This window comes from Aeromicrobium sp., from assembly GCF_036676885.1.
Lineage (GTDB): Bacteria > Actinomycetota > Actinomycetes > Propionibacteriales > Nocardioidaceae > Aeromicrobium.
The window spans coordinates 1-17,235 of record NZ_JAKFCB010000160.1; the positions used below are offsets into that span (position 1 = coordinate 1).

The 17,235-nt window shown below is 68.5% G+C and carries 17 protein-coding genes; 5 read left to right on the forward strand and 12 right to left on the reverse strand.

Translation table 11 applies throughout. The features are described from left to right. A partial coding sequence (locus V6M46_RS07780; protein ID WP_332663499.1) for a histidine kinase dimerization/phospho-acceptor domain-containing protein occupies positions 1-298 on the reverse strand: 298 nt, incomplete at its 3' end. Between V6M46_RS07780 and V6M46_RS07785 the strand changes: the two genes are divergently transcribed. After that, positions 297-1,475 (forward strand): NAD(P)/FAD-dependent oxidoreductase, encoded by a 1,179-nt coding sequence (locus V6M46_RS07785; protein ID WP_332663501.1) that lies wholly within the window; start codon positions 297-299, stop codon positions 1,473-1,475. The two genes, V6M46_RS07780 and V6M46_RS07785, sit on opposite strands and share 2 nt — an antisense overlap. Positions 1,476-1,519: 44 nt before the next feature. On the opposite strand, the gene V6M46_RS07790 is transcribed toward V6M46_RS07785, so the two are convergent. The 4 genes from V6M46_RS07790 to V6M46_RS07805 all read right to left on the reverse strand — a co-directional run bounded on the left by V6M46_RS07790 (position 1,520) and on the right by V6M46_RS07805 (position 5,379). Beyond that, positions 1,520-2,929 (reverse strand): FMN-binding glutamate synthase family protein, encoded by a 1,410-nt coding sequence (locus V6M46_RS07790; protein WP_332663502.1) that lies wholly within the window; start codon positions 2,927-2,929, stop codon positions 1,520-1,522. Next, on the reverse strand, positions 2,914-3,627 hold the full coding sequence (locus V6M46_RS07795; protein WP_332663503.1) for a hypothetical protein: 714 nt from the start codon (positions 3,625-3,627) through the stop codon (positions 2,914-2,916). Before V6M46_RS07795 ends, V6M46_RS07790 begins: the two co-directional genes overlap by 16 nt. Next, on the reverse strand, positions 3,624-4,505 hold the full coding sequence (locus tag V6M46_RS07800) for a hypothetical protein (RefSeq protein ID WP_332663504.1): 882 nt from the start codon (positions 4,503-4,505) through the stop codon (positions 3,624-3,626). The genes V6M46_RS07795 and V6M46_RS07800 overlap by 4 nt, the downstream gene beginning before the upstream one ends. A 220-nt stretch (positions 4,506-4,725) precedes the next feature. Then, a complete protein-coding gene (locus V6M46_RS07805) occupies positions 4,726-5,379 on the reverse strand; it encodes a GntR family transcriptional regulator (RefSeq protein ID WP_332663505.1) in 654 nt (217 codons plus the stop codon). 92 nt (positions 5,380-5,471) lie between these two features. On the opposite strand from V6M46_RS07805, the gene V6M46_RS07810 reads away from it, so the two are divergent. Next, positions 5,472-5,867: a Rid family hydrolase gene (locus V6M46_RS07810; protein WP_332663506.1), complete on the forward strand. Its 396-nt coding sequence runs from the start codon at positions 5,472-5,474 to the stop codon at positions 5,865-5,867. A 50-nt stretch (positions 5,868-5,917) separates the two neighbouring features. Here the strand turns inward: V6M46_RS07810 and V6M46_RS07815 are convergent, their stop codons facing one another. From V6M46_RS07815 to V6M46_RS07835, 5 genes are all read right to left on the reverse strand, one after another. Beyond that, the gene (locus V6M46_RS07815) at positions 5,918-7,378 is read right to left on the reverse strand and encodes an APC family permease (RefSeq protein ID WP_332663507.1); all 1,461 of its coding nucleotides are present in this window, start codon (positions 7,376-7,378) and stop codon (positions 5,918-5,920) included. Between the two features lie 120 nt (positions 7,379-7,498). After that, complete coding sequence (locus tag V6M46_RS07820) at positions 7,499-9,073, reverse strand: FAD-dependent oxidoreductase (RefSeq protein ID WP_332663508.1); 1,575 nt, start codon at positions 9,071-9,073, stop codon at positions 7,499-7,501. After that, positions 9,070-9,942, reverse strand: a complete 873-nt coding sequence (locus V6M46_RS07825) for an FAD:protein FMN transferase (RefSeq protein WP_332663509.1) — start codon at positions 9,940-9,942, stop codon at positions 9,070-9,072. Before V6M46_RS07825 ends, V6M46_RS07820 begins: the two co-directional genes overlap by 4 nt. Beyond that, a complete protein-coding gene (locus V6M46_RS07830) occupies positions 9,929-10,387 on the reverse strand; it encodes an FMN-binding protein (protein WP_332663510.1) in 459 nt (152 codons plus the stop codon). The genes V6M46_RS07825 and V6M46_RS07830 overlap by 14 nt, the downstream gene beginning before the upstream one ends. A gap of 155 nt (positions 10,388-10,542) precedes the next feature. Continuing rightward, positions 10,543-11,946, reverse strand: coding sequence for a phytoene desaturase family protein (locus V6M46_RS07835; protein WP_332663511.1), 1,404 nt, complete (start codon positions 11,944-11,946; stop codon positions 10,543-10,545). A gap of 79 nt (positions 11,947-12,025) precedes the next feature. Between V6M46_RS07835 and V6M46_RS07840 the strand changes: the two genes are divergently transcribed. Beyond that, on the forward strand, positions 12,026-12,850 hold the full coding sequence (locus V6M46_RS07840; RefSeq protein ID WP_332663512.1) for an alpha/beta fold hydrolase: 825 nt from the start codon (positions 12,026-12,028) through the stop codon (positions 12,848-12,850). A gap of 181 nt (positions 12,851-13,031) precedes the next feature. Next, positions 13,032-14,384: an FAD-dependent oxidoreductase gene (locus tag V6M46_RS07845; RefSeq protein WP_332663513.1), complete on the forward strand. Its 1,353-nt coding sequence runs from the start codon at positions 13,032-13,034 to the stop codon at positions 14,382-14,384. Positions 14,385-14,400: 16 nt separating this feature from the next. Here the strand turns inward: V6M46_RS07845 and V6M46_RS07850 are convergent, their stop codons facing one another. Then, positions 14,401-15,057, reverse strand: a complete 657-nt coding sequence (locus V6M46_RS07850) for a TetR/AcrR family transcriptional regulator (RefSeq protein ID WP_332663514.1) — start codon at positions 15,055-15,057, stop codon at positions 14,401-14,403. Between the two features lie 179 nt (positions 15,058-15,236). Here V6M46_RS07850 and V6M46_RS07855 point away from each other — a divergent pair, with 179 nt between their 5' ends. Beyond that, positions 15,237-16,739, forward strand: coding sequence for an MFS transporter (locus V6M46_RS07855; protein ID WP_332663515.1), 1,503 nt, complete (start codon positions 15,237-15,239; stop codon positions 16,737-16,739). A 71-nt stretch (positions 16,740-16,810) separates the two neighbouring features. Here the strand turns inward: V6M46_RS07855 and V6M46_RS07860 are convergent, their stop codons facing one another. Continuing rightward, a complete protein-coding gene (locus V6M46_RS07860) occupies positions 16,811-17,218 on the reverse strand; it encodes a hypothetical protein (RefSeq protein ID WP_332663516.1) in 408 nt (135 codons plus the stop codon). Positions 17,219-17,235 lie beyond the last annotated feature (17 nt).

Below are 17,235 nucleotides of genomic sequence, written 5' to 3' on the forward strand. Positions count from 1 at the left end.
CCTCCCGCAACATCACCTCGTAGATGTGCTGGCGATCGGCCGGCTCGAGTTGGCTCTCTCGGCGCTGGAGCGTGTGGAGGAAGCCCTTGATGGGCGTGAGGGGCGTCCGCAGCTCGTGGCTCACCTGCGCGATCCAGCCGTCCTTGTCGTCCTGCAGCTTCTTGCGTTCGGTCTCGTCACGGGCCACCGCCACGTAGCCGCCCTCGGAGAGGGTCGACCAGCTGCAGGTGAGCCAGCGCTCCTCGCCGCCCGCGCCCTCGACTTCCACCAGCGCGAGTTCGCCGGGGTGCTCCGCCATGAACGCGTGGGCGTGCACGGGCCGGCCGTCGACGTCTCGGGGACGGAACACCTCGGCCATCGTCGTCGGAGGCGGCATCGCCGGTGCGACCACGGCGCTCGCGCTGCGACGGCAGGGCCTGTCGGTTCGACTCATCGACGCCTGGGAACCCGGTCACGCCGGCGCCGCATCCGGCGGCGAGCACCGGATCCTGCGATCGAGTCACGGTGCCGACGAGTTCTACACCCAGATGAGCCGCCAGGCGCGGATCGAGTGGCTGGAGCTCGGCGAGCAGACCGGTCAGGAGATCTTCGTGCAGGCAGGATCGGTCATGCTGGCCCGCGAAGGCCACACGGCCTGGGAGGACGCCAGCCGAGACAGTCTGAGCAAGCTCGGGATACCCCACTTCACCGTCTCCCCCGAGGAGCTGGCAATTCGTCTCCCCGTCCTCGACCCGACCGGCATCGCTTACGGACTGTGGGAGCCCGAGGCGGGATTCCTCTATGCCGCGCGCGGGACCATTGCGGCGATCAGCCAGTTCAAGCGAGAAGGCGGCACGGTCGAACGCGGGCTGGTGACCACCGATGGCGCCGAACGCCCGCTGCTGAACGGCACGCCACTGTCGGCTGACGTCATCGTCATGGCCTGCGGCGCCTGGATGGGCGACCTGTTCCCCCGCTCGCTACGCAGGCTGCTCGATGTCGTACGCCAGAACGTGGTCATGGTCGCCCCACCCGCCGGCGATGTCCGGTACGACCACACACACTTCCCGACCTGGATCGACCATGGCAACGGCGCGTACGGGATCCCGGCCGCCGGTGGACACGGATTCAAGGCTGTCCTGGTCTGGCACGAGCTGTCGATCGACCTCGAGCGCGAGGACCGGACCGTCGATGCGACCTCGGTCGCCAGGACGCGGCGGTACCTCAGCCGGCGTTTCCCGGGCCTCGACGATCGTCCGATCACCGCGACGGCAGTCGGCCAGATCGCCAACACCGCTGACACGCACTTCATCATCGACCACCACCCGCAGCATGCCGACCTCATGCTTGTCGCCGGCGACTCCGGACATCTGTACAAGCACGGACCGACGATCGGCCGCTACATCGCCGACGTGGCCACGCACCGCCAGCAGACCGACAACCGGTTCGTGCTCAAGGAGCGTCACCGTCCGGAGCTGGCGAAGCGCCCGCAATGATCAGCTGATCATCGCGGGCGCCGCGGCGCCGTTGGGCGTACCGGTCACCAGGTGAACGGGCGGTCCGCTCCCACCAGTGGGACGCCGGTGAACGCGCTCGCCTCGAGGGTCAGAGCACGCAGATCCTCGGGCTCGAGGTTGTGCACGCTCGACTTGCCGCACGCCTTGGCCAGCAGGGTGGCCTCCATCGTCATCGCGGTGAGGAATCGATAGACCCGCTCCGATGCCGCCTCCACGTCGACCCGCTTGGACAGCTCGGGGTCCTGCGTCGCCACGCCGACCGGGCAACGACCGGTGTGGCAGTGGTGGCAGGCTCCCGGGGCGGTGCCGAGTGCGGCGTAGTCCTCCTCATATCGGGGGGAGTTGCAACCGACCGCCATCATCGCGGCGGAGCCGATCATGACGCAGTCCGCACCGAGCGCGAGCGCCTTGGCGACGTCGACTCCCGATCGGATGCCTCCAGAGACCACGAGCTTGACCTTGCCGGACATGCCGGTGTCATCCAGCGCTCGGCGGGCCGACGGGATCGCCGTGAGCGTCGGTACGCCAGTGTGGTCGAGCAGCATCTCCGGAGAAGCTCCGGTGCCACCCTCCATGCCGTCCAGCACGATCACGTCGGCGCCGGTCTTGGCAGCAACTGCGACGTCGTAGTAGGGACGGGTTGCGCCCATCTTGACGAAGATCGGCACTCGGTAGTCGGTGGCCTCGCGGAGCTCCTCGATCTTGATCGTCATGTCGTCGGCGCCCAGGAAGTCCGGGTGCCGGGATGTCGATCGCTGGTCGACGCCGATCGGCAAATCCCTCATTCGGGCCACCCGCTCCGACACCTTCATGCCCAGGAGCAGGCCTCCGGTGCCCGGCTTGGCACCCTGTCCGACCACGAGCTCGACGGCATCAGCGCGACGGATGTGATCCAGATCGACCATGTAGCGGGCCGGAGACAGCTGATAGACCAGCGTCTTGTTCTCAGCGCGCTCCTCTTCGAGCATGCCGCCCTCGCCCGTGCACGTCATGGTGCCGGCCTTGCGCGCTCCTCGGCCGAGCGACGCCTTGGCCGTTGCCGAGAGCGCCCCGAAGCTCATCGCGGCGATGTAGATCGGGATGTCCAGCTCGATGGGCTCGCTCACGTTGCCGAAAGCTCCGCCCAGGACGGTCTTGGTGTCGCACTTCTCGCGATATCCCTCGAGCGGCAGGCGGGTCATCGTCGCCGGCTGGAACACGAGGTCGTCGAACGAGGGCAGGTTCTTCTGGAATGTCGAGAACCCGCGCATCTGGTAGCGACCGAGCTGCGACTTGGCATGGATGTCGGCGATGACTTCCTTGGTCCACCGGGGCGACTTGCCCTCTTCGTACGACGACGGGACGCCAGCAGGCCGCCCGTCGATCGCCCCATCACCGAATGAGACGAGCTCTTCGAGCGCGTCGGCGCTCCTCTGGGTCAGATCATCAGCCATTTCTTCGCATCCCTTGCCTCGAAGTACCAGAGCTTCTCTCCGGAGATCACTTTCTTCCAGTCGCGATCGGCCGGCTCGACGCCGAGATCGGAGATCTGTTTCTCCACCTCGAGGCGTTCGGCTTCCTCGGGTTCGACCACGACCGCGTCGATGCCCAACGCCTCGATGCTTCCGGCAACCCACACCGATCCGGACCACAGCGAGTCGCCGACCGATCCGCGTGAGTCCCCCAGGCAGACGATGCGTCCGCCGTGGCTCATGAATCCGGTGGAGTACCCGATGTCGCCCTCGACGAGAATCAGTCCGGCCTTCTGCGCGACTCCGACCCGCGGCCCCGCGTCACCCTTGACGTGGATCGTGCCGCCACGCATCGCGGCACCCACGCTCATGCCGGCGTATCCGTTGACCGTGATGGTCCCGTCCGCCAGTCCCTCACCCGTACCCCAGCCCGAGCTGCCCTCGACGACGATGCTTCCGCCGTTGCCCAGGCCGCCGCAGTAGTAGCCGACACTGCCGCGGAAGGTCACCGTGCCGGCCCCCGTGAGGCCAACAGCCAGGTTGTGACGCGACAGCGGTTGCAGCACCTCGACATCGATTCCGGCGTCGACTGCTTCGCGGATCTCGCGATTCACCTCACGGATGGGCCGATCGCCGGCCTCCACCACCAAGGCGGGCGTCGTCTGCGCAGGCGCGGTCATGCCGCACGCCCCGTGTCCGCACCGGTCCCGGCCATGGTGCCCCACTCTGCTGTCATCAGCGGACCGTCGTAGTTGATGACGTCGACCTCGTCGACGTACAGGGCTCGCAATGCCTGCTCCTCGGTCGCGATGGCGACACCGTCGTCCTCCACGACCGCCGCCAGCGGCTTGATCGCCCAGCGGTCCTTGGCCATCCCGATACCTGCTGGCGTCCCCAGGAGGTAGGTGAACACGCCGTCCAGGTCGATTTGGCTCTTGGACAACGACTCGGCCAGGCTGAGACCCGACGCCATCTGCACCGAATTCCACACCGCGATCAGCTCGGAGTCGTTCTCGCTCCCGAAGCGATATCCGCTGCGCTCCAGCGTCCGGCGCCAGGTGAAGTAGTTGGTCAGCTGCCCGTTGTGGACGATGCACACGTCGGGGAAGGGCCGGGCCCAGAAGGGGTGACTGGCGATCGGCGAGACGAGCGACTCGGTCGCCAGCCTCATGTTGGAGAGGGCATGCGTGCCACGCATGGCCGACACCTGGTGCTTCTGGTCGACGGCGCGGGCGTCGCCGACATCCTTGACGATCTCCAGGGAACGTCCCACCGAGAGCACCTGAACGCCCGGAAGCTCCTCGACTCCGTCTGCAAACCGAGCGAGGTCGGCGACCTCGTCGATCACGAGGCGGACCAGGACGTGGTGCTGATCCGTGTCATCCCAGGTCGGTTCGCTCAGCAGGTCGCTGTGGCAGGCATGCAGGACTCCGCGGATGTCGTCGAGGACGTTCCCCAGCTCCGCACGTTCTGGCGCGAAGACACGTACGACATAGCCGCGATCGCGAGGGGGCCCATAGACCGCAAACCCGGTGGAGTCAGGTCCGCGGTGCCTCATGCACGCCGCGAGGTCGACGATGTCCGCACCAACAGTCCCGCCGTCGTACCTCACCCGCCCGGAAATTCCGCACATGTTGATCACTCGCCTTCTCGAAGCTCTGCGTTTCGTATACGGTATTTGAAGACGACAGCATTGGCAAGCGCGAAAGGCGGCCGCAGGCATGACGACAAAGCCCCGACCGCATGTGCAACGGTCGGGGCGTGGTGGGCGCGAGGCCTCAGTCGTGACTGAGGTGGACGGCGAGACCCTCCTGGATGTGCGAGCGCATCGCGTCGAACGCCTCGTCGGGACCCTTGCGCATCGCCGTCAGCAGCGGCTTGTGCTCCCGATAGACCGTTTCTGCCGCCTGCCGGTGCGCCAGGAAGTCAGCGAAGAAGTACAGCCCGCGAGCGCGTTGCCACAGGTCGTCGAACAGCGCGACCAAGGCGTCGTTGCCGGTGGCCTCCACCACGGCGCGGTGCACCCGAAGGTGCGACAGGTAGACAGCCGCGGAGCTCGACTGGTCCTCGACCTTCGCCTCCTCGAGGGCTGCGGCCACGATGTCCAGAGCGGGCTTGCCGAGCTCGGCCACACGCCGAGCCGCGAAGCCTTCGACCGCCTCACGCGCTTCGTACAGCTGGAGCGCCTCGTCGCGCGACGGCTCGCGCACGACATAGCCGCGACGGCCGCTCGGCTCGATGAGCCCCTCGCGCTCGAGCCGCAACAACGCGTCGCGCACAGGCGTACGGCTGATGTCCAGCTCCGTCGCGAGCTGGTCCATCACCAGCCGAGAGCCCGGCTTGATGTCGCCCGACAGCATGGCTCGCGAGATCTGCTCGTATGCGATGTCGGCGAGCGACCCACCCTCGCGCCCGATCGGCTGCAGTGCCATCTGTTCCCCGCTCTCACTGATGTATACCGAGGATCGTATGCGAAACTCCCTCGGCCCCGCAGGACCTGGACCCCGAGCCATACGGAGGCAACATGATCGAGATCAATGCGTCAGGCGGCGGGCGCTTCGAAGCCCGCGGCAGCTATGTCCGCGCCAAGCGGGTCGGCGACCACGTGTTCGTGGCCGGCACGACCGCAATAGAGCCGTCCGGACGGTTGCACGCGCCCGACGACATGACCAAGCAGACCGAGTACGTCTTCGGTCGCATCGAAGCGGCCCTGGGCGATGTCGGAGCCTCGCTCGCCGATGTCGTCCGCACCCGCGCATACGTGACGGATCTGTCGCTCGCCGGGCAGTACATCGACGTGCACGGCGCTGTGTTCGCCGGCATCTTGCCGGTCGCGACGGCCGTCCAGGCCGGACTCACCGTGCCCGGAATGGTCGTGGAGGTCGAGGTCGACGCCATCGTCCGGACCCAGCCGGACTGACACGAGCACGAGGCGGGACCGAGCGGTCCCGCCTCGTGCCGGCGTGCGGGTCAGGTGATGGCGTCGATGATCTGGTCGTACGACCTGGAGCCGCGGGCCCGCAGGACGCGCCCCTGGACGTACCCGATCACCACGACGACCACGATCGCCGCGAGCAGCGACAGCGCGATCGAGCCGAACACCGGGTTGCCCTTGCTGTCGACGTCGCCGACCAGCAACGGGAAGTTCTTGATCGTCACGACTGCCGCCGTACCCAGGCCTGCGAGGCCGACGAGCGGTGCCACCACACCGCTCCAGGCGGGCTCTCCACCCTTCCGGCGGAAGTACACGATGACGGCCAGGCACGTGGCAGCCATCAAGATGATGACGGCCAGAGCAGCGAGACCGACGAACCAGCCGAATATCTCGAGGTAGGGATCGAGACCGAACGCGAGACACCCGAGCAACAGCGCGGTCGCGACGGCGGTCGTGGCGAGCGACGCCGCACTGGGAGCGCGGTGCCGTCCGTGCACAACACCGAGCGGCTCCGGAAGGATCTCTGCGGCAGCGAGCGTCTGGACGTACCGCGCGATGATGTTGTGGAACGACAGCGCTGCCGCGAACACGCTGGTGATCAGCAGGACGTTGACCGCAACTTCGCCTGCCACACCAAGCTGCTCCTGGGCCGTGGTCAGGACGAAGCCGGCCGGGTTCTTCGCGACTTCTTCGAGGACGTCGTCGGGTCCCCAGGCCATGACGAGCGCCCATGAGGCGAACAGGTAGAAGGCGCCGATGAGGATCACCGCGATGTAGGTTGCGCGGGCGATCGTGCGACCGGGGTCGCGGGCCTCGTCGCGGAAGATCGCCGTGGCCTCGAAGCCGATGAAACCGGCAACCGCGAACATCAGGCCCAGCGCCGGGGAGCCCGATGTGACGACGTCAGGCTCGAACGGCTTGAGGCTGAGCCCCGAGGCACCGCCCTTGACGACCACCACGAGGCTCATCAGCAGGACGACGGAGATCTCGAGCACGAGCAGCACGGCGAGCACCCGCAGACTCAGATCGATGTGCCGGAAGCCCACGACACCGACTGCAGCGATCATGACGAACGAGAGCAGCCACCAGGGGATCTCCGGGCCGTCGATGCGAACGATGCCGTCTCGCGTCGAGGCACCGATGTAACCGAAGACGCCGACCTCGACCGACATGTAGCACAGGAGCGCGAGGTAGGCAGCGGCCAGACCGGCCGGGCGGCCGAGGCCGTACGCGATGTAGGTGAAGAACGCTCCAGCCTTCGGGACACTGCGGGTCATGGCCGTGAAACCGACGGCGAAGAACAGCAGAATGACCGCGGCGACTCCGAACATTGCGGCGAATCCCGCGCCGTTGCCCACCAACATGCCGATCGGCACCACACCCGCAATGACGGTCAGCGGGGCCGCGGCGGCCACCACCATGAAGACGATCGCGGGGACGCCGAGCGATCCGCTCAGGCGCTTGTGGAGACCTGGATCGATGACCTTGTTCGACATGCCAAACCTCACATCATCAGCGTCCGCATATTCCGTATACGGTACTTGGTACAGCCGAAAGTACGGCGATGACGGCGATGACGTCAAGAGGGCCGACGGTTAAATCTGCGTTTGCTGCGCTCAGTAGCCGGTGAAGTAGTCCGTCTTGACGCCCTTGCACCGCTTCGCGAGGCCGGCGCGCACCGCGTTGACCATCGCCGGCGGGCCCGAGACGTACGCCCGACGGTCCGCCAGGTCCGGCACCGCGTCGGCGATCAGCTGGGGCGACAGGAACGGCGCCTCGACGTACGTCCAGCCGTCCGGCAGGTCGCTCGGACGGGCTGGGCCGACGAGCACGACACGGACCCCAGCGAGCTCCTCGACGAACGGCACCTCGGCGGGCGACGAGACGCCGTAGACCAGCACCGCATCGCGCGACGACTCGTGCCGCAGCTGGCTCAGGAAGGGCGTGATGCCGATGCCGCCGGCGACGAGCAGCAGCGGCTCCGCGGGATCGGACGGCAACAGGAAGTCACCGCCGATGCCGGTCGCGTGCACCGTGTCACCGGGCTCGAGCGCCAGCAGCGCCTTCTTGAAGCTCGACGAGTTCTCCGGCACCCGCAGCGCGAACGAGACGCGCCCCTCGGAGTTCGGCGGCGAGGCGATGCTGAACGATCGCCGGCTGCCGCGGCCGTCGACGCCCGAGTGGGGCACGGTCAGCTCGGCGAACTGACCCGGCTCGAACGACACCGGCCGCTTGGCGCGAAAGGTCAGCTCGCGGGTCTCCGGCGTCAGCACGCGGGTCTCCTCGAGCACGAACGTGACGCCGCGCCGCCGCGCGAACGCGAAGGCCAGCAGGTTGCCGATCAGCAGCGAGAGCTCCGGAGTGATGGCGAAGACACCGAGGTCAGGCGGGCTGTCGGTGAGCAGGTAGATCCAGCTCGGATAGGCGAACACCACGGCGGTCAGCGCCGCCACGGCCAGTTGCTGGTAGCGGCGCGGGGGGAGCGTCAGGGGCTCGCTCAGCATGAATCCGGCCAGGAACAGGATGGGATAGGAGTAGAAGGTCAGCTTGAGGACGTCGACGAACGACTGGTCCGCACTCACGTCCAGCAGCCTCACGATGATGAGCACGCCCGCGATGACGACGAAGAGCGCACCGATGTCGAGGCGACGGGTGCGCCACAGCACCAGGAACGCGCCGACGGCGACGAACGGGAAGAGCCTCTCGGTGGCAGCGGTCTGCCAGATCGCGTTGATCGGGCTCTCGCGTCCGACGATGTCCTGCACGAGGAGGACGAGGAACGCACCCGCGGCTGCCGGGTTGAAGATGTGCCGTCCGCGCCAGGCCAGGACGTACTTCGAGGCGTTGCCGAGAACCGCCGCGCCGGCGAGCCAGGCGAGGTTCTCGACGTCGGTCTCCAGCAGCGGGACGTACAGGAAGAACAACAGGAGCGCCGTGATGATCGACGACTCCCCGTGCGGGCGTACCCGCCAGATCGCGCCGAACACCCGGCTGCTCGCGTAGGACGCGACGAGCAGGACCGCCAGCGTGAGGAGGTGGTCCTTCGTCGACAGGCCGTCGATGACGCCGGTCGCCGAGAAGATCACGTAGACCACAGTCAGCACGAGCAGGACGATCGTGATGAGCCGGTACATCGTGACCCGGCCGAGCTGGCGGTCGAGCAGGTCTCGTGGGTCGAGCTTCGCGTTCATGAGAACACCTCTCCAGGAAAGTCCGGGGACCACTCGACCCGGCCGTCAGCGTGCATACGTACGAACTCGTGGTCGAAGCGTGACATGAGTCGGGCCGGGTCGGTGAGGAAATGGGCGGTCGCCAGCCCGTCGGCGAGCAGGCCGGAGCCGGCCACGACCCAGGTCGCGACGATGTCGCGGGTGGGCCGCCCGGTACGCCCGTCGAGCACGTGGTGCAGTCCGTTGCCCCACGCACGGCGGTTGGTCGCCGAGGCGCAGAGGGCGCGGCCGGCGGGCAGCTCCGCGACGCCGATGGCCCGGGTCGCATCGCCCGGGTGCTCCAGCGCGACGCGCAACGGCTCGGCCCGGCGGTGGAGGAGGTCGCCGCTCGCGTCGATCGTGAACTGCTGTACGCCGTGCTCGCTCAGGACCTCGGCGACCAGGTCGACGAGGTGCCCCTTGCCGGCCGCGCCGACATCGATCAGCAGCGGCTCGCGCGCGAACAGCGTGGGATAGGCCCAGTCGAACGACTCCCACGCGGGCACCGCCGCCGGCTCGGCGACGGCGCGCAGGGAATAGGTGTCGTCGTAGCCGAGATCGGAGAGCGTACGCCCGACAAGCGGCGTGACGGCGCCGTCCGAGACCTCGTGGAGCTCGACGTACAGATCGAGCAGCGCGCGAGAGTCCTCGTCAAAGACCCAGGCGCCCCCATCGACGGCGATCCTCGAGACCACCGAGTCCGGCCGGAACCGCGACCACACCGCGTCGAACTCGTCGATGCGGGTGGTCACGGCGGCGGCGGTGTCCTGGGCGAGCGGCTCCGCGGTGTCGATCTGCCACGCGGTGCCGATCGCCTCGAACCGCCAGGCGGCCGGTTCAGGCCTGGGCATCAGCCTTGATGTCGTCGATCGCGGCGTTGAAGCCCGATGAGGTCAGCGACGACCCGGCGACCTTGGAGACGTCGAGCTCGTCGAGGCTCTTGCCGACGACCTCCCCTGAGATGCCTCCGGCGAACTTCTCCTGGAACTGCTTGGAGGTGGCGTTCTGCGCCATCGGCGTGACGGTGATCTCGGAGATCTTGTTGTCGGCGAGCGTGACCTCGACCTCGACCTTGGACTCACCACTCGGGTTGGAGTAGGTGCCCTCGGCCTCGTAGTCACCGTCCTTGTAGGTCGCCGCGCTGGCGTCGGAGGTGTCGTCGCTGCTGGCCGAGGACGACGAGCTGGACTTGTCGGACGATGCGTCATCGCTGCCGCCGCCGCATGCGGCCGTCAGCAACATCACGGAGGCGGCCGCCGCCGCGGTGAGCATCTTCTTGTGCGCTGGAAGTTTCATCGGTCGGGCTCCTGGGCTCGAAGGTGTGGATTCAGCGTGCAATGTGTAGAACGGGACAGGTTGGCTGAACGTTCAACCGTATGAACGGGGACCTCGCGAGGGGAGTTCCTCCGTGCGACGGCATGTTCAGACTCACAGGTTCGTCACAGGGACGGTCAGGACAGGTCGGCCAGCGCCGCGGTCGCCGCATGGAATCCCCCCATCCCGTGGACACCGCCACCCGGTGGCGTCGAGGCCGAGCAGATGTAGAGGCCCTTGACGCCGAGCGAGTAGGGGTTGGCCGAGAACCGTGGGCGCATGACGAGCTGCCAGGCATCGTTGGCGCCACCACCGATGTCGCCGCCGGCGTAGTTGGCGTTGTGCGCCTCGAGCTGAGCTGGGGTCGTCGTGGTCTTCGCGATGATGCGATCGCGGAAGCCCGGGGCGAATCGTTCGATCTGGTTCGTGATCGCCTCGGTCGCGTCGCCCGTATAGCCGTTGGGCACATGGGCGTACGACCACACGGGGTGCACGTTGCCGGCCGAGCGGCCCGGGTCCGCGAGGTACTGCTGGCACAGCAGGACGAAGGGCCGGTCCGGCATCTGGCCGGCATGCACCTGCCGCTCGGCGGCGTTGAGCTCCTCGAACGTCCCGGCCAGGTGCAGCGTGCCGGCCCGGTGCGCCCATTCGTTGGTCCACGGGACGCCGCCCTCGACCGCATAGTCGACCTTGAACACGCCGGGTCCGGAACGCCAGCGCTTGAGCGGCCGGCGTACGCGCCCGGGCAGGCGGTCGCCGGCGATGCGGAGGACGCCCTGCGGCGAGGTGTCGAAGATGACGATGTCGGCGTCCGGCAGCTCGGTGACCTCGTGGCCGGTCTCGATCCGGCCGCCGTGCTCGACGATGTCGGCGGCAAGGGCGCCGGCGATCGCGGCCGAGCCCCCCTTGGCGACGGGCCAGCCGTACGCATGACTGGTCAGTCCGAACATCAGGCCGAGGCCGCCGGTGGTCGGTCGGCTGAGCGGGTGGATCGCGTGGGCCGCGAGGCCGGCGAACAGCCCCCGCGCCTCGTCGGTCTCCCAACGGCGGGCGATCCACGACGCGGGCTGGAGGGCCCGCAGGCCGAACTTGGCCATCAGGATCGGGTGCTTCGGGACGTGGACGATCGGCCCGAACAGCTCGCCGATCAGCTCGTCGCTCGCCTCGGCGAGTGGGGCGTACAGCTTGCGCCACGCCTTGCCGTCGACGCCGAGCCCGTCGACCGTGCGGTCGAGGTCGCGGAACAGCACGCCGGCTCGGCCGCCGTCGAGCGGATGCACCGCGTCGACCTCCGGCCACAGCCACTCGAGCCCGTGCCGCCCGAGGTCGAGTGCCCGGAAGAACGGCGACGCCACCCCGGTCGGATGCGTCGCGGAGCAGATGTCGTGGAGGACGCCGGGGACGTTGAGCTCGGCCGACCGGGTGCCGCCGCCGATCTCGTCCTCGGCCTCCAGCACCGTCACGTCGATCCCGGCCCGGGCCAGCACCAGGGCCGCGGCCAGCCCGTTGGGGCCGGAGCCCACGACAACGGCAGTGGTCATGCCCTCAACCTAGTGTGCGCGCATCCGCTCGCGCCGCTCGCGCATGGTCACCCACGCGGAACGGCGTCACACTGGGCACGTGCTGGTCGACCACGAGGTGCCCACCGTCCTCGGACGGATCCGCGTACGCACCGACGGAGACGGCCCGGCGATGCTGATGTGGCCCAGCCTGCTGATGGACGGCGACCTCTGGGCTGCACAGGCCGCCCACTTCGCAGACCGCTTCACGGTGCTGGTCGTCGATCCGCCGGGCCACGGCGGCAGCGAGCCGCTGACCGGAGGATTCACGTTCGAGGAGTGCGCGACGGTCATCGAGCAGGTCCTCGACCAGTTCGGGGTGCCGCGCGCCCACGTCCTCGGGAACTCGTGGGGCGGCATGGTCGGCGGCACGTTCGCCGCCCTGCACCCCGACCGCGTGGGCGTCTCGGTGCTGCTGAACGCCACGGCGTCGGCGGCCGGTCGCCGCCAGCAGATCGAGTACGCGGCGATGCTGCGGGCCGCACGACTCCTCGGCGGCATCAAGCCACCCCTGACGCGATCCGTCCTGAGGGCATTCCTCGGCCCGACGACTCTCCGTGCGCGGCCCGACGTCGTGCGCGCGGTCCGCACGGCGCTCCTGCGCGTCGACGTCGACTCGGCCTCCTGGGCGGTGCGGAGTGTCGTCCCCGAGCGACCGGACCAGCGCGAGCTCTTCGCCGACATCCGCACGCCGGTGCTGGTCGTCGCCGGTGACGAGGATGCGACGTTCCCGGTCTCCGAGACCCGCAGCATGGCCGAGGCGATCCCCGGTGCCGGCTTCGTCGTGATCGACGGCGCAGCCCACCTCGCCGCGCTCGAGGCCCCGTACCAGGTCAACGCGCTGGTCGACGACTTCCTGGCGCAGCAGCGACCGCCCGGAATGTGAGCCGCACCACAACCTCGACACGTCGAGCACTGGCGCGCATACACTCTCGGAACACCTGAACCCAGTTCAGGTGTGACCCACCCCACACGATTGCCGTTCGCATGGCAAGACACGTCGAAGGCGCTTGATCCACGTCCTTAGCGTTGCCTCATACAGCGGCGAATCTTCCCAGGAGTTGTGTATGAGCAGGCAATTGCGTGTCGCCGTGATCGGCGCCGGACCAGCGGGCATCTACGCGGCGGACATCCTCACCAAGTCCGAGGTCGACGTCACGATCGACATCCTCGACCGCGATCCCACGCCGTTCGGCCTGATCCGCTACGGCGTCGCGCCGGACCACCCGCGCATCAAGGAGATCGTCAAGGCGCTCAAGCGCGTCCTGTCCAACGACGACATCCGCTTCTTCGGCAACGTCAACTACGGCGCCGACCTCAAGCTCGACCACCTGCAGCAGTTCTACGACGCCGTCATCTTCGCCACGGGCGCGCGCGCCGACCGCGACCTCGACATCCCGGGCATCGAGCTCAAGGGCTCGTTCGGCGCCGCCGACTTCGTGTCCTGGTACGACGGACACCCCGACGCGCCCCGCGACTGGCCGTTCGACCCCCGCGCTGAGACCGTCGCGGTCCTCGGCGTCGGCAACGTCGGCCTCGACGTCGCCCGCATGCTCGCCAAGACCGCCGACGAGCAGCTCGTCACCGAGATCCCGGAGAACGTCTACGCCGGGCTCAAGGCGAACGCGGCCAAGGACATCCACGTGTTCGCCCGTCGGGGCCCGGCGCAGGTCAAGTTCACCCCGATGGAGCTGCGCGAGCTGTCGCACTCGCCGAGCATCGACGTCATCATCCACCCGGAGGGCTTCGAGCTCGACGAGGGATCCATGGACGCGATCCGGGCCTCCAAGTCGGTCAAGCTCGTCGTCGACGTGCTGCAGAACTACCTCGCCAAGGAGCCGACCGGCGCACCGCACCGCATCCACATCCACTTCTGCCAGAACCCCGTCGAGGTCCTGGGCGAGGACGGCCAGGTCGTGGGTCTGCGCACCGAGGTCACCGAGCTCGACGGCACCGGCAACGTCCGCGGCACCGGCGAGTTCGTCGACTGGCCGGTCCAGGCGGTCTACCGGGCGGTCGGCTACCGCTCGGAGAACCTCGCCGGCATCCCGTTCGACGATCACCTCGCGGTCGTTCCCAACGACGGCGGCCGGGTCATCGACATCGAGGGCGACCCCCTGCCCGGTGCGTACGTCACGGGGTGGATCAAGCGCGGACCCGTCGGCCTGATCGGCCACACGAAGTCCGACGCCGCCCAGACCATCGAGCTCCTGCTCGCGGACGTCGACCAGCTCGTCGCCCCGCCGGAGCCCGAGCGCGCGGCCGTCGACCGCTACCTCGAGGGCCGTGGCATCGAGTTCACGACGTGGGAGGGCTGGGAGCAGCTCGACGAGCACGAGCTCGCCCTCGGCGAGGTCGCCGGGCGTACGCGCATCAAGGTCGTCCCCCGCGACGAGATGGTGCGCATCTCGCGGAGCTGACCGGCCTGCGGGGCGTTCAGGCGCGGCGGCCGTGCAGGTTGCACATCAGCGCGTGCATCGCCTCGTCGGCGGGCGCGGCGAGCGGCAGGGGCTTCTGGCCCGGTGCGGCGCGCAGCCCGTCGAGCAGCAGCGCGAGATAGCGCCGCCAGAGCTCGGGTTGCTCGGGCATCGTCATCGAGCTCATGAGCATGAGGTTCATCCCGATGTCGGTGGCCTCGACGTCGGGACGCAGCGTGCCGGCGGCCTGGGCCCGCTCGATGAGCCCGTCGATGATCGGACCTAGGCGCTCGCGCCCGACCGTGAGGTGGTCACCCTCCGCGATCGTCTGGACCATGACCTCCTTGAGACCACGGTCGGCGACCTGCCGCTCGATCGCGCGCTCGAGGAACATCGTCAGCCCCTCCCACGGATCCGGCTGGTCCGCTGCCTCCTCGGCGATCGCGACCATCTCCTCGATCCGCGACTCGAACAGCGCCTGGACGAGCTCGGAGCGCTCGGGGAACCGGCGGTAGACCGTACCCACGCCGATGCCGGCGCGCTTGGCGATCTCGTCGTAGCCTGCCTCGAGGCCCTGCTCCGCGAAGAGCTCCGCGGCGGTGCGGAGGATCAGCTCGCGGTTGCGCGCAGCGTCACGGCGCAGCGGCCGTTCCTCCGTCACAGGTCCCGTGGTCATACGACCCATGATAGCGAATCGGAAGTCCTGCTCCGTTTTATCGCCGACGGACACCCGCCGATTCGATCAAGCTCGGCACAGGGGTGCGACAGGTCACACAATCAACTGGAGAACCCTTTCCGGTTATGGCCTACACTGAAGCGGAAGCGTCTTTCCACTTTCTGATCCTGGAGATCCCCATGACCGACACCCTGGTCGTCGACCGTCCTCGACTGACACCACCCGACCACGCGGACAACCCGCACCACGCGACCCGCTGGCTGATCCTCGGCGTGATCGCCCTGGCGCAGCTGATGGTCGTCCTCGACGCGACGATCGTGAACATCGCACTGCCGACCGCGCAGGAGTCGCTCGGGTTCTCCAACGACAACCGGCAGTGGATCGTGACCGGGTACGCCCTGGCGTTCGGCTCGCTCCTCCTGCTCGGCGGTCGCCTGAGCGACCTGATCGGTCGCAAGCCGATGTTCATCGTCGGCCTCGTGGGATTCGCGGCCGCCTCGGCCATCGGTGGCGCCGCGCAGAACTTCGAGATGCTGGTCGCCGCGCGCGTCGCGCAGGGCATCTTCGGCGCGCTCCTGGCTCCGGCCGCGCTGTCATTGCTGACCGTGACGTTCACCGATGCCGCCGAGCGCGCCAAGGCGTTCGCGATCTTCGGCGCGATCTCCGGTGGCGGTGGCGCCATCGGCCTGATGCTCGGTGGAGCCCTCACGGAGTACCTGTCCTGGCGCTGGTGCCTGTACGTCAACGTCCCCATCGCCGTCATTGCCGTGATCGGCGGAATGGTGCTGCTCAAGAAGCAGGCCCGCGTGGAGAACCCGCCCCAGCTCGACATCCCCGGCACCGTCGTGGTCGTCGCCGGCCTGGTGTCCTTCGTCTACGGCCTCGCCAACGCGGAGTCTGACGGCTGGTCGAGCGCCATCACGCTGGTGTGCATCGGTGTCGGCCTGGCGCTCCTCGCCGCGTTCGCCGTGATCGAGAACCGCGTCCACAACCCGCTGCTACCACTGCACATCATCTGGGACCGCACACGTGGCGGATCGTTCCTCACCGTCGCCATCATCGGTCTCGGCCTGTTCGCGGTGTTCCTGTTCCTGACCTACTACGTCTCGTTGACGCTCGGCTACTCACCGCTGAAGACCGGCTTCGCGTTCATCCCGATGATCCTGGGCATCATCGCCACGGCGACCGGTTCCGCCGGGCTGGTCGCTCGCATCGGGCCGAAGCTCCCGGTCTTCGCCGGCATGATGCTCGCCGCGGCCGGTCTCGTGCTGTTCGCGCAGCTCGGGCTCGACAGCACGTACGCCGCCAACATCCTGCCCGGTCTCGTCATCACCGGGCTGGGCGTGGGGCTGGCCATGGCGCCGGCGTTCAGCGCTGCGACGTCAGGCGTCGACTCCGAGCACGCGGGGGTCGCGTCCGCCGCGGTCAACACGTTCCAGCAGATCGGCGGCTCGATCGGCACTGCGGTGTTGAGCGCGTTCGCCGCGACTGCCGCGACGAACTTCCTCGACGGCAGGACACCCACCCCGCAGAACCAGGCACTCGCCGCGATGGAGAGCTACACCACGGTGTTCTGGTGGGGCGCCGGGATCTTCGCGGTCGGCGCCGTCATCTGTGGGCTCCTGCTCCGCCCCGGACCGATCGCGGTCGATCCTGACGCGGCACCCGTTCTGGCGCACTGACGCTGCGCCACGCATTGCCCGCGACCCGTCACGGCCCTCGGCCGGGCGGGTCGTGGGCTGTCCGGACGCGATCAGTCCTGGGCGAGCACCTGGACGTGGCAGGTGCCACCGTCGTCGAGCGCCGGGAGGTTGTTGATGACGAACTGCGAGGAGCCGCCCGCTGCAACATGGGGGACCTGCCGCGTCTTGGCCTTCTCCTCGCCGCCGGCGGCCGCGCCGACGTAGACCGTGACCTGGAACGTGACCTTCGCCTTCGTCCGGTTGGCGAGGTAGCCCGAGGTGTTCCACAGGCCCTTGGCGTTCTTGGCGCAGCGGAACTTCGTGAGTGCCTCGGGGGCCGGCGTCCCCTCCGGCGGAGCGACCGTCGGCTTGGTCGTGGCCTTGGTCGGCGCCACGGTCGTCTTGGTCGCGGCCGGCGGGTCCTCGGATCCGCCGCAACCGGCGAGCACCAGGATCAGGGCCACCGCGAGCGTACGCATGGGGTCATCCCATCACG